At 76.2% G+C, this 14,221-nt stretch carries 6 protein-coding genes; 1 reads left to right on the forward strand and 5 read right to left on the reverse strand.

Annotation, left to right across the window (positions count from 1 at the left end; all coding sequences use genetic code 11):
* Positions 1–42: 42 nt before the first annotated feature.
* Genes DJ476_RS02115 through DJ476_RS02135 form a run of 5 tightly spaced genes read right to left on the reverse strand, consistent with a single transcriptional unit; the run spans position 43 to position 13,671 of the window.
* Positions 43–2,034, reverse strand: coding sequence for a hypothetical protein (locus tag DJ476_RS02115; protein ID WP_112489662.1), 1,992 nt, complete (start codon positions 2,032–2,034; stop codon positions 43–45).
* Entirely contained in the window at positions 2,031–6,149 is a 4,119-nt protein-coding gene (locus tag DJ476_RS02120; protein WP_318294300.1) for a vWA domain-containing protein, read from the reverse strand. The genes DJ476_RS02115 and DJ476_RS02120 overlap by 4 nt, the downstream gene beginning before the upstream one ends.
* A gap of 3 nt (positions 6,150–6,152) precedes the next feature.
* Complete coding sequence (locus DJ476_RS02125; RefSeq protein ID WP_112489663.1) at positions 6,153–7,382, reverse strand: ATP-binding protein; 1,230 nt, start codon at positions 7,380–7,382, stop codon at positions 6,153–6,155.
* Positions 7,379–12,814 carry a hypothetical protein gene (locus tag DJ476_RS02130; protein ID WP_112489664.1) on the reverse strand — a complete coding sequence of 1,812 codons (5,436 nt, stop codon included), beginning with the start codon at positions 12,812–12,814 and terminating at the stop codon, positions 7,379–7,381. The genes DJ476_RS02125 and DJ476_RS02130 overlap by 4 nt, the downstream gene beginning before the upstream one ends.
* The gene (locus DJ476_RS02135) at positions 12,811–13,671 is read right to left on the reverse strand and encodes a DUF4132 domain-containing protein (RefSeq protein ID WP_103417744.1); all 861 of its coding nucleotides are present in this window, start codon (positions 13,669–13,671) and stop codon (positions 12,811–12,813) included. The genes DJ476_RS02130 and DJ476_RS02135 overlap by 4 nt, the downstream gene beginning before the upstream one ends.
* Before the next feature lie 458 nt (positions 13,672–14,129).
* Between DJ476_RS02135 and kdpF the strand changes: the two genes are divergently transcribed.
* Entirely contained in the window at positions 14,130–14,219 is a 90-nt protein-coding gene (gene kdpF, locus DJ476_RS02140) for a K(+)-transporting ATPase subunit F (RefSeq protein ID WP_103417745.1), read from the forward strand.
* Positions 14,220–14,221: the final 2 nt, after the last annotated feature.

Here is a 14,221-nt window from a genome sequence, read left to right on the forward strand (position 1 = left end):
AGCAGATCGGCGTCCGGGCGGAGGCTCTTCGTACGGGGGTACTCATCGGCGGCTTACGGTTCCGGCGAGGCGGGACGCGGTAGCGGCGCCTGTGGGGCTCTCTGTGAGGATCCCCGGGCCCGGTCCCCAGGCCGCCGCACACAGGGATTCGGCAACGGCGGCGGAGTAGCGGGCAGCGGCGAGCCAGTGGGTGGCGAAGCCGTCGGTGTCGGCGGGGAGGAGGCGGCCGAAGAGGTCGCGTTCGCGTTGGGCCGCCGAGGCGCAGAGGGCGGTGAGCAGTCCGGCGGCCGTGGGGAGGCCCCCGTGGCGCAGGCGGCGGGCCTCGGCGGTGACGTCACCGAGCAGGCCGAGGGCGGCGCGGCCCGCCGGGACGGTCTGTTCGACGCGGCGCTCCAGGAGGTGGAGGGGCGACTCCGCGCCGGGGCTGCCGGGCGGGGCCGCGTGCACGGGAGCGCCCGGGCCGGGGAGGTCGGCGCGGCGCAGACGGTCGAAACCGAGGTCGACCGTGCCCTCCCCGGTGGGGTGCGAGCAGGCGAGCAGGGTGAGCCGGGGGTGCTGGGCGGGCACCAGGCGGCCGATGATCCGCAGCCTCATACCCGGTGCCGTGGCCAGGAGCATCAGGTTGTCGCGATGGGCCAGCCCGGGGTCGTCGTCAGCGACGGTCAGGCGGACAAGGGGCCCGCCGTCGCACCGCGCGAGCAGGCAGGCGCCGCCCGATTCCCGTACCGCGCCCAGGAGTCCGACGTCCAGGAAGAGCAGGTCGCTGCCGCCGCCGTCCGGTTCGGCGTAGCGGGAGACGGACCGCAGGGCGCGGGCGGCCTGTTCGGCCGGCGGGGTCTCCCACAGGGCGGCGAGGGGCGGTTCCGTCCAGGCGGCACCCCGGGCGGTGACAGCCTTGACGCCCCTCCCCGCGCCCAGTCTGCCGTCCGGGGAGACCGTCGCCCCCGCGACCACGAGACCGGCCCGGCCCAGCTCCCGGTGGGTGAGAGCGGTGTCCCCGAGGCGCACAGTGCGGTCGGCCACGCCCAGGGCGCGCCCCACCCCACCGGGTGCCACGTCCCCCACCGTGCAGAGCCGGCCGTCAGAGGTGGCGACCCAGGTGCGGGCGCCGCCGTGCCCCGACTCGGTGACCACGGGTTCGGTGAACAGGCCGTACAGGCGCAGGGAGCCGTCCGGGCTGTACGGGCGGCGGGCACGGCCCCGTACCGCTGCCAGCTCAGCACCGGTAGCCGTCCCCACCCGGTGTGCGGTGCCCAGGAGTTCGGCCAGGGCGGTGACGAGGTCGGCGGTGCGGTACGAGGGGTCACCGGCGCGGGCCGCGCGCAGCAGGGTGACGACGGACAGCGCGGCGGACGCGGCGCGCGGCAGTTGCCGGAGCCGGGCGGTGTGCGCGGCCCGCAGCAGTGCGGCCTGGGCGACGGCACCGGCCCCGTCCACGCCCGCCTCCAGCACGGCGGCGCCCGCCGACCAGAGGCCGGCAGCCGCCTCGCGCTGCGCGGGGCTCGCCTCCTCGGGAGCGGAAGTGGGAGCGGGAGCGGGGGCCGGGGCGGGAGCTGAGGTTGCCGGGGTGGAGTCGGTCGCGTGGGGCGTCGTCGTGAGGGGGGTGGAGTCGGGGGGCGTCGTGGCCGGTTGCGCGGCGGGGTCAGGGGCGGGTTGTTGGGGCGTGGCGCGGGTGGGTTCGAGGGTCGGGTCCGCTGCGGAAGCGGGTTCGGGGGCCGCGTCGGGGACGGGTTCGGAGGGCGGGTCCGCCGCGGGGGCCGCGCAGGCGGCGGCCGCGCGGTGGAGGCAGGCCGGGGCGAGGAGGCAGCCGCAGGTGATGGCGTCCACCGTGGCCACCACCCCGCCCGGGGCGTGGAGGCGCAGTTCGGTGTCGTCGTCGACCGCGACCGTCACCGTGTCCCCGTCGCGGTGCGTCGGGCGGGCTGCGAGCTTGGTGACCGCCGCGTCCAGCCGCTTGCGCAGCCGGGGCGAGAGGTCCTCCACCAGCGTGGCCGTGACCTCCGGCGCGACGGGGGGCAACTGGGCGGCGGTCATGCGGTCTTCTCCCCTATCCAGCGGGCGAGTTCGAGTGGGCTGAGGGCCGCCACGGGCATACCGGCGGCCACGAGCTGCCCGGCCACGCCCGTCGAGTAGCGGGGCCGGCCGACGTCGTCGAGGCTGGCGCATCCCAGGACATGGCAGCCGGTGGCGACCAGGGCCCGTACCTCGGACAGCAGTCCGCCGAGCGGGGCGCCCTCCTCGAAGTCGCTGATGACGACGACGAGCGTGCGGCTGGGCACCGTGATCAGGCTGCGCGCGTGCCGGAGGCCTGCGGCGATGTGTGTGCCGCCGCCCACGCTCACCTCCAGGAGGAGCGAGAGGGGGTCGTGCACATGGCCGGTGAGGTCGACAACCTCCGTGGAGAAGGCCAGGAAGTGGGTGCTCAGGGTCGGCACCCCGGCCAGTACGGAAGCGGTCAGCGCGGACCAGATCGTCGAGGCCTCCATGGACCCGGAAACGTCGGTGACCAGGATCAGGCGCCAGTCGGCCGACCGACGGGCGCGGCTGCGGAACACCGGCCTCTCGGGGACGACCTGGACCGTGCCGTCCTCCGTGCGGCGGGCGGTGGCCAGATTGGCGCGCAGCGTACGCGGCAGATCCAGCCGTCCGCCCGGGCGACGGGTGGGCCGGGCCTGCATGGTGCCGGTGAGGGCGGGCCGCAGCCGGGTGGCCAGTTGCCGGGTCAGTTCGTCGACCAGGCGGCGGACCAGCGGCCGGAGCGCCGCGAGGCGCGCCTCGGGGAGCCCGCCGGCGTAACGCAGGACTGTGCGGAGCAGTTCCACGGAGGGGGTGGCGGCGGCCGGGTCGAGTTCGGTGAGCACGTCCTGCCGTCCGGTCGCGGCAGCGGCGGCGAGGACTTCTTCACGGACGCCGGGGCCGAAGAGCGCGGCGAGTTCCTCGGACCACTCGCGGACGCCGGGGAACGACGCCTCCCGGCCGCCTCGGCCCTGGCCGGGCATGGGCAGACCCCCACGGGAGCCCTCACCACGCCCCGCCCCGTACAACTCGTCCAGCGCGGTGGCCAGGCGGGCGGCCCCGGGCGGCAGTTGGTCGGGACGCCGGCCGAGGACGAGCCGCCACCGGTCGGCGGGCGCGAGGGTCCGCACGGGGGTGGTGGCACCCCCGAGGCCGGTCGGCGGAGCGGCGGTCCCGGTGGCTGCGTCGGGGCCGGTCTCGGGGCTGGGAGCTTGGGCGGTGCCGGTGCCGGTCTTGGTGCCCTCCTCTGTTGTACGGGGGTGGGGGTGCGCCCGGTCGGCGGGAGACGGGGTGATGGTGGCGCAGGCCGAGGGCGGGGCCGTGGTGGTGGCGGTGGTCGTCGGCGCGGGCTCTGGAGTGTGGGCCGCAGGCGGGTGCCCCTCGGTGCCCCCGGGGGACGGGACGGGCAGGCCCAGGCGGGCCAGGAGGTCGCGGGCCGCGAGGTCCGCGACCGCGCGGCGTGCCAACTCGGCCGGGTCGTCGGCACCGGCGAGGTCCACCCGTTCGCCCAGGCGCTCCTCGACGGTGTCCAGCAGCCGGTCCCGGGCGGCCGGGCTCAAGGTGTCGAAACCCCCGCGCAGGGCGGGCAGCCGGGCCAGGAACGCGGCGTCGTCCAGCTCGACGACCCGGTGCAGCAAGGGGTCCAGGGCCGCGACGCCGACGGTCAGGAGCGGGCCCGCCGCCGTCAGGACGCCGGTGAGACGGGCGATCAGGGCGGCCCGGGAGGGGCTGTCCACCGCCGCGTCCACCCAGGAGGCGACGCGCACCCCGAAGGTGTCGGCCTGCTCGTGGCCCGTGAGCACCCGGACCGCTCCGGCGGCCGCTGCGATCAGCGGGGTGCCGTCGGAGGCGAGCCGGGCGAGGGCGTCGGCAAGCCGGATACCGCCCACCCGGTCGGCGCGCTGCGCCAGTTCGAGCAGCGCCCGGGCGTCCTCGGGCTCCTCGGAACCGGTGAGGCCGTCGACCTGCCGGACCGCCGCCGAGGTCAGGAGTTCCGCCGCGTGCGCGAGGCGGGCGGGGAGGGCAGCGAGGGCGTCGGGAGTGCCGGAGGGCGAGAGGTCGCGGGGCACCGCCAGGCCCGGCAGGTGACCTGCGGCGACGCGGTCCAGGAGGTCGAGACCGGCGAGGAGTTCGGGAAGGGTCCCGCTCGCGGGGAGTACGGCCGCCAGCTCCGTCAGGCGCTCCTCGGCCAGGGCGGGGAGCCCGCACTCCGCGGCCTCCGTCAGGCCGCGTACGACCTGCGCGGCCGTCGGGCCGCCCTCCGCGCGCTCGGCCGCGTGCCGCCCGCGCAGTACGCCTTCGGCCGCCTGGGCGGGGGTGACGCCCCGGGCTCCGGCCGCGGTGAGCATCGCGGCCGTGGCCGGGGTCCACCGCACCTGCCAGCGCGTGGTGAGCCCTTCCGAACCCGCCGCGCCGGTCACCTCCTGCTCCTGCGCGTACGGGATGCCGCACACCGTCAGCCGGCGCAGCAGCAGTTCACGGCGGCCGTCGAGGGCGGAGCGGGCCGGGTCGAGCCGGAGGTCGCGCGGGGCCTTCCCGGCCGTGTCCGCCGGGCCGGGGAGGGACAGCGCCTCGGTCTCGGCCTCCACGGCGGGGCCGAGGCCGCTGCGCGGGGCGGCGGGTGTGGGGCGTCCGGTACGGGAGCCGACGAGGACACGTTCGAGCGCGTGGGCGACGGCGCGGCCCGTGCCGTAGGTCTCGCCCCGGCCGAGCACCGTCTGCACGGCCTCCAGGAATTCACCGCGCCCGGGGGCGGGCAGGTCGCGCAACCGTGCCAGGTCCCCGGCGACCCGTACGACCTCCCGGCCGTCCGCCGGACCGTAGGGGTGGCCCTGTTCACGCAGGGCCACACAGACCCGGACCGCCGTACGGATCAGCGCCTCATGCAGGGCGGCCGGGTCCCCGGCGGCGTCCAGGACGGTGTGCTGCCACTCCGGGTCCCGGATGCCCGCCGGGTAGCCGGAGCGGGAGTCGAGCAGGGGGTACGTGTACGGGATCAGCGAGACGGTGCAGGCCGCCTCCGTCGAACCCGCGCCGGGCTCGCGGGCGGGGGTGGCCGGTGCGTCGGCCGGGGTGTCGGGCGCGTCCGTGCCGGCCTTGGACGCGTCCCCGGGGGCGTACGGAGTGCCTGCGGCGGCACCGCTGGATGCATCCGGCCCCGTGTCGGGCACGCCCGCGGCGGCATCGGGTGCGTCCGCAGGGGCGTACGTCGGGCCCGCCGGAGCCCCGGAGGTGCCGGGTGCCGCCGATGCGCCCGACACCAGGGCCGTGTCCGCCCCCGGCACGGCGGACGGCAGCAGCGCCGGGGTGTGGAAGGCGCCCACCACCACGGCGGGCCGCTGCCCGTTCGCCAGGGCTGCGGCGATGTGGTCGCGCATGCACGCCTCGCGCACGAGGTCGGTGCCGTCCACGCCGTACCGCGCCTCGGCCTCGTACCGCAGCGCCCAGCCGGTGAGCAGGGCGGCGCGGCGGAGCGCCTCGGGCGAGGAGCCGGGGGCCGGGGCCTCCACCAGGCGGTCCCACAGGTCGTCGCCTTCGCGGCCGGTGAGCCGGGACCGGAGGGCGGTGGACAGCCCGTGGCCCTCCCCCGGTACGCGTACGGAGTCGGCGCCCGGCGCGGGCGCGGGCACAGGCGCGTCCGGCCCGCCCCGCGCCCAGGCCCGGTCCGCGAGCGGGAGGTCGCAGGCCACGGCCGGGACCCCGTTCCGGGCCGCCCAGCGCAGGGCGGCCAGTTCGGGCGAGAAGTCCGCGAACGGGTAGAAGGCGGGCCCCCGTTCGCCGCCCGCGCCCGCTCCTGCGGCGGGCACGGCGGCCAGCGCCACCGGGGCCCGGGTCTCCTCGTGGGCGAGCCAGCCCAGCCAGGGCTGGAACTCGGCGGGCAGTTCGACGAGGAGGACGTCCGGGGCCGCCGCGTCCAGCAGGGCCGGGACGGCGGCCGCGAGGGAGGGCGCGTGGTGGCGCACCCCGATCAGGAACGGCAGCCCGGGCCCGTCCGCCGCGAGCGCCGCCACCGCGGCCTCCGGGGTGACGGGCCCCGCCTCCGGGCCCTGCGGTGGGACGGCTCCGGGCGCCTCGGCAACCGGCCGCCCCTCCGGCATGGCCGCCCGCTCCTCGGGCGTGGTCGACTCGCTCATCCGTCAGTTCTCCAGCACCGCGCGCAGGTCCCACAGGGCACGCCAGGTGGCCGACCCCTGCTCGGCGCGCCTGCGGACCGGGCCGTCCCAGTACCCCAGCAGCCGTGCCGCGTCGGCCGGGTCGTCCTTGCGGACGACGCCGAGCAGATGGCCGGGCAGGAGGGAGAGCACGTCCCGGTCCCCCGGGAAGTAGGCGGCGGCCAGGCCGAGGGAGCCCGCGACGGAGACCGCCTCCGCCGTGCTCATCACCGTGGAGGGGCGCTCGACCTCCCAGCCCTCCGTGGAGCGGCCCTCGCGCAGGTCCCGGAAGGCCGTGACCAGCGCTTCGAGGACCGCGTCGTCCACCTGGTAGGCGGCGCCCGCCCGTTCCACGGCGGCGCGCGACTGGCGGCGGACGAGCGCGGTCTCGGCGTCCACGTCCCCGATCGGGCCGACCGTCTCGAAGTTGAAGCGCCGCTTCAGGGCGGCGGACATCTCCGAGACGCCCCGGTCCCGCAGGTTGGCGGTGGCGATGAGGGTGAAGCCGGGGGCCGCGTGCACCTGGGCGCCCTCGCTGCCCGCGAGTTCGGGGACCGCGATCCGCCGCTCGGAGAGGAGGGAGACCAGCGCGTCCTGGACCTCGGGCAGACAGCGGGTGACCTCCTCGACGCGGGCGACCGCTCCCCGGGTCATGGCCGTGAGCACCGGGGAGGGCACCAGGGCCTGTTCGGTGGGGCCCTGGGCGAGCAGCAGCGCGTAGTTCCAGCCGTACTTGAGCTGGTCCTCGGTGGTGCCCGCGGTGCCCTGCACGGTGAGTGCGCTGGTGCCGCAGACGGCCGCCGACAGCAGTTCGGAGAGCATCGACTTGGCGGTGCCGGGCTCGCCCACCAGGAGCAGTCCGCGCTCTCCGGCGAGGGTGACCACACACCGTTCGACCAGGGCGCGTTCACCGACGAACTTCTGCTCGATCACCAGGCGGCGCGGCACCCCGGCGTCGGGCCGGGCGCCCTTCGGCAGGCTCAGCGCCTCCCCCGCGCTCCCGGTCACGAAGGTGACGACGGCGCGCGGGGTGAGCTGCCAGCCGGGCGGGCGGGGGCCGGTGTCCTGGGCGGCGAGGAAGGCCAGTTCGGTGGCGTACCGGTCCTCGGCCGGGGTGACCTGGCGGTGTTCCCGGCCGGGCGCCGCCGCCTGGTCCGGGACGCCGGCCACAGTGGTGCTGTCCATGTCGCTGCTGGTGGTGGTGTCGCTCGTCATCGGCGGCGGCCCTTCCGGGAGGTGCGGGTGTCCAGTTCTTCGAAGGCGGGGGCGTCGCCGCCGCGCACCCGTGCCCAGGCGGCCGCGAACAGCGCGGGCACAGGGAGGTGGGGCACGGTGCGGACACCGCCGACCACCGGGTACAGGCCTTCCTTCCAGGTCTCCAACGGCAGCGCGGGGGCGTTGCGCTCCATCCAGCCGCAGGGCAGGAACAGGGTGCGACCGGCGCGGGAGCGCTTCGCCTCCACGACGAGGTCGGTGGCGGCGAGTTCGGCGCGTGCCTTCTTGACGCGGGCCGGCTTCCACTCCGTCCAGCGGACGCAGTTGCGGTCCGTCGGGTCGGGCAGGGTGAGCAGCATCAGATAGAGGGCGGCGGCATCCGCGCTCAGGCCGAGGGTCCCGGCCGCCTCCGCCACCAGCTCCGGCACCGCGCGGGTCGGGTCCTGCGCCGGGTAGTGCGGCAGGCCGTCGGCACTCGGGGCGCCTTCGGAGAACGTAGCGGCTTCCGAAGGCTTGGTGCCCCCGGCCTCCGCCGAGCCGTCGGGGAGGCCCGCCGAGACCAGCGCCTCGGTCTCCTCCCCCAGCAGGGCGCGCAGAGCGAGGAGGTCGCCGGTGGCGTGGGGCGCGGCCGTCCCTTCGACGAGGCCGAAGGCCGGGTCGTCGGGGCCCGTCAGACCGGCCGGGCGGATCAGGAGCTTCTCGTGGTTGCCGTAGCCGTGGCCGGGGCCGAGGAGCAGCGCCGCACCCGCCCGGACCAGTCCGTCCGCGTCCGCCCCGCCGGACTCGGGCAGCCCGAGGGCGGCGCGGATCGGGACGCCGATCGGCTTGCCCTCCTCCGTCCAGTCCAGACCGAGGTCCAGGACCAGCGCCGGGTCGGCGAGGCGGGCGCGCAGGGCCGCCAGCCCGGTGGGCAGGTGGGCCCGCAGGGGGTGCCCGTACGGCAGGGTGTAGGCGAGGGTCCGCAGCGCGGTCAGGGCGGAGGCGACCGAACCGCGTGCGCCGACCCGGCGCAGGGCGGGGCGGCCGGTCCCGTCCGGGACGTCGGTGCCGTGGGTGAGCCAGTTGCGTGAGACCGCGTTGAGGACCAGGTCGACGGCGCCGGGCGTGGTGCCCGACAGGTCGAGGTCCAGCTCCTCGGGGACGCGGACGAGGGAGCCCAGGCGCTCCCGCCAGACCTCGGCGGCGGCCTCCACGTCCGGGCCCTTGGTCCACAGCTCGGCCGGGTCCGCGGGCAGCAACGCCCTGAGCAGGGCGTGCCGTTCGTCGCCCGGCAGGGCGTCCAGCCTGGCCCGGGCGGCCTCGAAGGCCCGGGTCTTGGCGCCGAGCAGGGCGAGCGCCTCGGCGCCTGGCTCCGCGACGGCGGCCGAAAGCAGGGCGACGGCCTGGAGCGGTCCGATCCCGGTGGCCGTGTGGAACGCCTCGGCGACCTCCGGGCGCCAGGGCGCGGGGCCCTGTTCCCGCAGGAGGGCGGTGAGCCGGGTCAGCCGGTCGCGGTCGATGCCCTCGCGGAAGATGCGCTCGCGGTCCAGGGTGAAGCCGGCGACGGGTCCGAAGGCACCGGTCGGGTCGTGGTCCAGGGCCAGCCAACGGGCCACGTCGTCGTGGGTGTTCCAGCCGCGTTCGGCGATGACCACCACCGTACGGCCGCCCTTGCGCAGCACCTGGCCGAGGCGTTGCACGGCGTCCCGGCGTCCCCGCCCGGGCGTGCCGCTGTACGGCTCGATGAGGTCCACCTGCCGGACGGTGCCCGCCGGGTCGGCCAGCGGGCCCGCCGCGAAGGTGTCCAGCAGGACCAGGAGCCCGGCGCGGTGCTCGGGGGACAGGGCCGACGAGGCGGCCCGGTAGGCGAGTTCGGGCAGCTGGTCGAGGAGGGAGGTCCAGGACAGCGAGCCGACGGGCACGGTGAACTCGTCCCGCTGCCAGCCGTCGACAGGGGTGAAGGGGGCCTTGGACGGCACGGGCGGGCCGAACGCCGGTTCGCCGCCCAGGACATGGTTGACACCGAGGATCTGCCGGATGGTGGTCCACCGGGGCCCGCCTCCCCACCAGCCGCCGTACAGACGCTCGGAGCCGAAGGCGGTGGCCTCCCGCAGGGTCGTGTCGTCGCCGTGCTCGGGCGCGTGGTCGAAGAACATCCCCTGGGTGCGCGCGGTGTTCCGGGGGGTGACCGGCTGGGCGGGCTCGGGCGGTGTCACGTACCGTACGGCTGCGGCGGCGCGGTCCACCGCGTTGCGGACGAGGCCGGTGACTCCGGCGCGGAGCCGTGCGTCGGACACCTCGGGCAGGACCCGGGCGACGGCCTCCTCGCTCAGCTCCCGCGACGAGGGCCCGGTGTACTCCTCGACCGCCCGGAACGCCTCCCGGTGCCGGGCGACCGCTGCGGCGACCTCCTTCAACAGCTCCCCCGCCCGCGAGTCCGTCAGGGCCCGCAGGGCGGCGGAGCCGCGCTCGTCCCTCGGGCGCAGGGCGTGCCAGTAGGCGACGGGTGGCACGTAGGGGGTGCCCGCCGCGTCGTTGCCGCCGGAGGAGTCGGGGGTGACGGACCACAGAGTGCCGCCGGTGCCGTCGGTGTCCGCCGGGCGTGCTTCGACGGAACGGTGGTGCAGGGCCATGACCGGCCGTGATCCGCCGGGCAGGGCGAGGGCGCCGAGGGGCACCGGGGCGCAGTCGGCGCAGAGCGGGTACGGCAGGGTCACCGTGCGGCCGTCGGGGGTGCCGGCGACGATGCGGTCGCCGTCCGCGGGGGCGGCGGTGCCGGGCTCGGTGACCGTACGGCGGACCCAGCGGCCCAGGACCGTGCCGTCCGTGCCGAACGGGGTGTTCTCCAGGCCGGGCTGGAGGGGCAGGACCTGGCAGTGCTCGGTGAGCAGCCGGGTGCCGTCCTGGACGCCGGAGCGGAGGAAGGCGGGCAGGGAGGCGCGGCCGTGGGTGCCGGTGGCGGGGTCGTACTCCAGCCAGACGCGCTGCTTGCCCTGGTGTCCGTCGCGCCAGTGGCCGGTGCCGTCGGAGATGACGGCGCGCTGCGGCGGAAGGGAGGTGTCGCCCGCGTGCAGGGCCTTGCCGCCGGTGGCGCGGCCGCCGCCGGGCAGCGGGAGGCAGACCTCGTCGGAGGCGCCGGAGTGGCCCCATCGGGGGATCTGCTCGCCGCCGACGGTGAAGACCTCGGCGGGGCGGTGCGACCAGTAGCCGCGCTGCTTGCCGTCCTCCCACCAGATGACGAGCAACTCGCCGTCGGCGTAACGGAATCCGAGGGTGCGCCAGCGGTCCAGGGTGGCGGGCAGCCGCAGGGTGTGCCGGAGCAGGACGCCTTCGGGGCCGACGACGACGACGCGTTCGAAGGTGTTGAGGATCAGCGCGGGCCAGGCGCCGGTGACGCCGACGCTCTCCGAGCGGTGGCGCTGGCCCGCCGAGGCGGCGGCCGCCTCCGCGGCGAGTTCGGCGTACGTCTCGTCCAGTGCGGGCCAGCCCAGTTCGTCCAGGACGCCGGTACGCAGGGTTGCGGCGAGCAGGGGCACCACGTCGTGGGCCTTGAGGAGCCGCACAGCCTCCGGGGCGACCTCGGCGGCCACGGCACGGAATCCCGAGAGCTTGTTGAGGGCGGACTGCAGTCCGGGGAGCCCCCGGGCGGCCGTGTACTCCTCGGCGCGGGCGGTCAGCCACTCGCGCAGGACTCCGGAGAGCACGGGGTGCGCGGCCAGCCGGGCCATGCCCGTGTCGCTCACCCGCTGGCCGCGTCCGCCACCGAGTTGGCCGACGGTGCGGCTCAGCAGGGCGCGGAAGGCGGGGTGTCCGTCGAGGGCGGTGAGGCCCCGCGCGCCGGGCGCGGTGTCGGTCAGCCAGCCGTCGAGGGGGAAGCCCGGGGCGTACCTGGCGCCCTGGTCCTCGTCGTCCGGCTCGGCGACCGGGACTCCGGAGGCCAGGCAGAGGTCGAGGATGTCCAGGTCGGCGGTGCGCTGCCAGCGGCCCTGGAAGAGCTCGACAGGGCGTGCGTCGGTGCGCAGCCGGTCCGCCGCGCGGGCGACCAGCGCGAGGGTCTCCGGGCTGCGGCCCGCGGTGGCCCGGTTGCGGCGACGGTGCGCCTCCCAGCGGGCGAGCCAGTCCGCCGGGGAGACGGCGGGCACGCGCTCGCCGGGCGAACCGGGACGACCGGAAGCGCCGGAAATACCGGAAGTACCGGTGGCGGAGGTGACAGCGGTCCCGGAGGCGCCAACCGCAGAGGCGTCGGGGGCATCGGAGGCTCCGGGCAGGGCCGTGAGCAGGTCCTCGGCGCCGGACTCGGCCAGCAGCGTGAGCCAGCCGCGTTCGGCGTCCGCGCCCCGGCTGCCGTCCTCGGTGAAGGTCTCCGGGAAGAAGCCGAGGAGCCGGGCGCGCACGGCCGGGTCCCGCTGGGCGAGGGCGACGACGGCCGGGCGGTAGGCCGTCCAGAACGAGGCGGGGGCCCGCACGACTCCCGGGGAGCCGATCAGGTCGGCCACCAGGTCGCGTTCGGCACTCTCGCGGTCCAGTCCGGCGGCCTTGACCAGGGCGCGGACGTCCTGCGGCAGGGCGGCGTAGGGCGGCATGCCCGCGGCACAGCGCTCGACGAGCAGACGGCGGAACTGCGCCCAGGCGTCCGCCGGATCGAGCCGGGCGACCAGGTCGCGTACGTACTGCCGGAGCGCCTTGACGGTGAGCGCACCGGCAAAGGCGAACTCCAGGAAGACGGCCCGCTGCCGGTCCTCGTCCACGACGAGGCCGTGAACCCGCTCGGCCTCGCGGGCCTTGCCGAAGAAGGAGGCCGCGTAGACGGTGTTCTCCGCCTGGAGGAAGAGGCGGGCGACCTGCTCGTAGTAGGTGGGGAGGAAGTGGGGCACGGCTCGGCCGAGCCGGGTGCCCAGCTCGTCGAAGCCCTCCTTGGCGGCACCGGCGCGGGACTTGGCCTGTCGGCCCAGCCGCTCGATGTCCTTGACCAGGGCCAGGGCGTGGTGCCCGTTGGCCGGGTCGTTGACCAGCGCCCAGGCGGGGAAGCCCAGCGTCTCGCGGCGGACCTGACCGACGACGGGGGCCTCGGCGGCCCGGGTCAGCCCCAGGAACTCCAGGGCCAGGTCCTCGGCCTCACCGAGGGTGCCGGGCACCAGGCGGACCACGGGGCGGTCGCCGAGGGCGGGGTGCGTGTAGGTGCGGGCGGTGAGCGCGTCGGCGTCGTCCCGTCCGGTGGTGCCGGCCGGGACGACGGCGCCCGCGTCCAGCAGGGCCGCGGCGCGGGCCTCGGCGGCGGGGTCTCCGGCGGGGGCGGTGTTTTCGGTGGTGGCGGTGTTGTCGGTGGTACGGCCACGGGCCTGGTCGCCCGCCTGGGCGGGAAGCGCCGCCGCAGCCGCCCCGATGCCGGTCTCGGTCTCGGTCTCGGTGTTCACGGTGCTGTTCGCGTCGTTGTTCGTCGTCGTGGTGCTCATGCCGCCCGCTCCTCGTCCTCCACGTCGCGACCGGCGTAGAGCGCCGCCGCCATGCGCATGCCCTCGGACCACGCGACGGGGCCGACCTCGGCGGCCGTCAGCGTGCGCCCCGAGGGGTCGGTCCAGCCCAAGGGGCCCGTCTCGGTGTCGTACTCGCCGTATCCGTCGTGCTCACCGATCCAGATGCGCGCCTCGACGGTGGTGCCGTCCTCCACCACCGGGCAGACCGCGTAGCCGCCGCGCGACCGGTAGCCGAGCTGGGTGACGCGGCCGTGCAGGAACCGCAGCTCCTTGAAGGCACCGCCCGCGTAGGTGTCCACGGAGACGGTGTCCGGGGCGAGGCCGGGCGGGCGGCGCCACACCTCGCGGAACAGCTGCTCCACCTGCTGGCTCACCTCCAGCTCGACCGCGAACTCCCGCAGCTCGTCCAGGTCGTCGAGGAGGACGGGGTGCGGAACGCTCACCACGTCCGGGGTGATCCGGACCGTGTCACCGTCCAGGTCGACGAGACCGAGGCCGCGGTCGGGGTCGACATCGCGCAGGAACCCGGCGACCCCGCCGTCCGCGCCGGTCACCACCACGTCCCGCAGGGCCGCCTGCCACGCCGGGTCGGGCCAGACCCGGGCGAGGACGGCGGTGGGGACGGGCAGCGAGCGCACCATCCACTGCTCGACATCGCTCAGGCACCGGCGTTCGTGCCGCTCCAGCCACTCGGTGAGCTGCCGGAGGCCGACGACCGCCGGGTCGTCCTTCAGTTTGGCCGGGACGGACTTCAGCCGTCGGCCCTTCCCGTTGCGGCAGACCACCTTGCCCGCCTCCAGGCCGACTTCGTAGTCGCCCGCCGGTACCCACCCCATGCGCTGTTCTCCCCGTGTTCCGTACGGCGCCGCCGGGCGGCGGCACGCTGATGAGACCCGCCGACGGCAACGCACCGTGACGAGTGAGAGAGACTCTAGGCGCCCCCACTGACAATGCGGCCAGACCCTGTCCGCCGTCCCTTCGGCCTCCGCTCCCCGGCCCCGAGGGTGAGCGCGGCCTTTCGCGCGATGCGAAGCGCGATGCGGAGAGTGACACCTTGTAGCGCTGTGCAGGCAATGGCGTCAGGCCGGCGTCAAGAATATCCCCGTCCCGTATGAGCCCCGTCAAGATGGTCAACAACCGGCTCGGACCCGAGGTTTGCTTATGTCGGCCGACCGGCCGATTCCCTTCCTCACTTCTCATCCCAGGAGCTCGCGATGGCCGATCTGGCCTTCGTCGCCACCACGATCGCGGTATTCGCGCTGGTGGTTCTCGTCGCCCGGGGGGTGACCAAGCTGTGACCGCCGAGCATTTCGTCGGCCTTGTCGTGGCCGTCTCCCTGGTCGGGTATCTCGTTCTGGCCCTCCTTTACCCGGAGAGGTTCTGAGT

It is taken from the genome of Streptomyces bacillaris (assembly GCF_003268675.1).
Classification (GTDB): Bacteria; Actinomycetota; Actinomycetes; order Streptomycetales; family Streptomycetaceae; genus Streptomyces; species Streptomyces bacillaris.

Coding starts and splice junctions, on each gene's coding strand:
- DJ476_RS02115 (WP_112489662.1), bottom strand. CDS start 2,034: ATGACCGCCGCCCAGTTGCCCCCCGTCGCGCCGGAGGTCACGGCCACG.
- DJ476_RS02120 (WP_318294300.1), bottom strand. CDS start 6,149: ATGAGCGAGTCGACCACGCCCGAGGAGCGGGCGGCCATGCCGGAGGGG.
- DJ476_RS02125 (WP_112489663.1), bottom strand. CDS start 7,382: ATGACGAGCGACACCACCACCAGCAGCGACATGGACAGCACCACTGTG.
- DJ476_RS02130 (WP_112489664.1), bottom strand. CDS start 12,814: ATGAGCACCACGACGACGAACAACGACGCGAACAGCACCGTGAACACC.
- DJ476_RS02135 (WP_103417744.1), bottom strand. CDS start 13,671: ATGGGGTGGGTACCGGCGGGCGACTACGAAGTCGGCCTGGAGGCGGGC.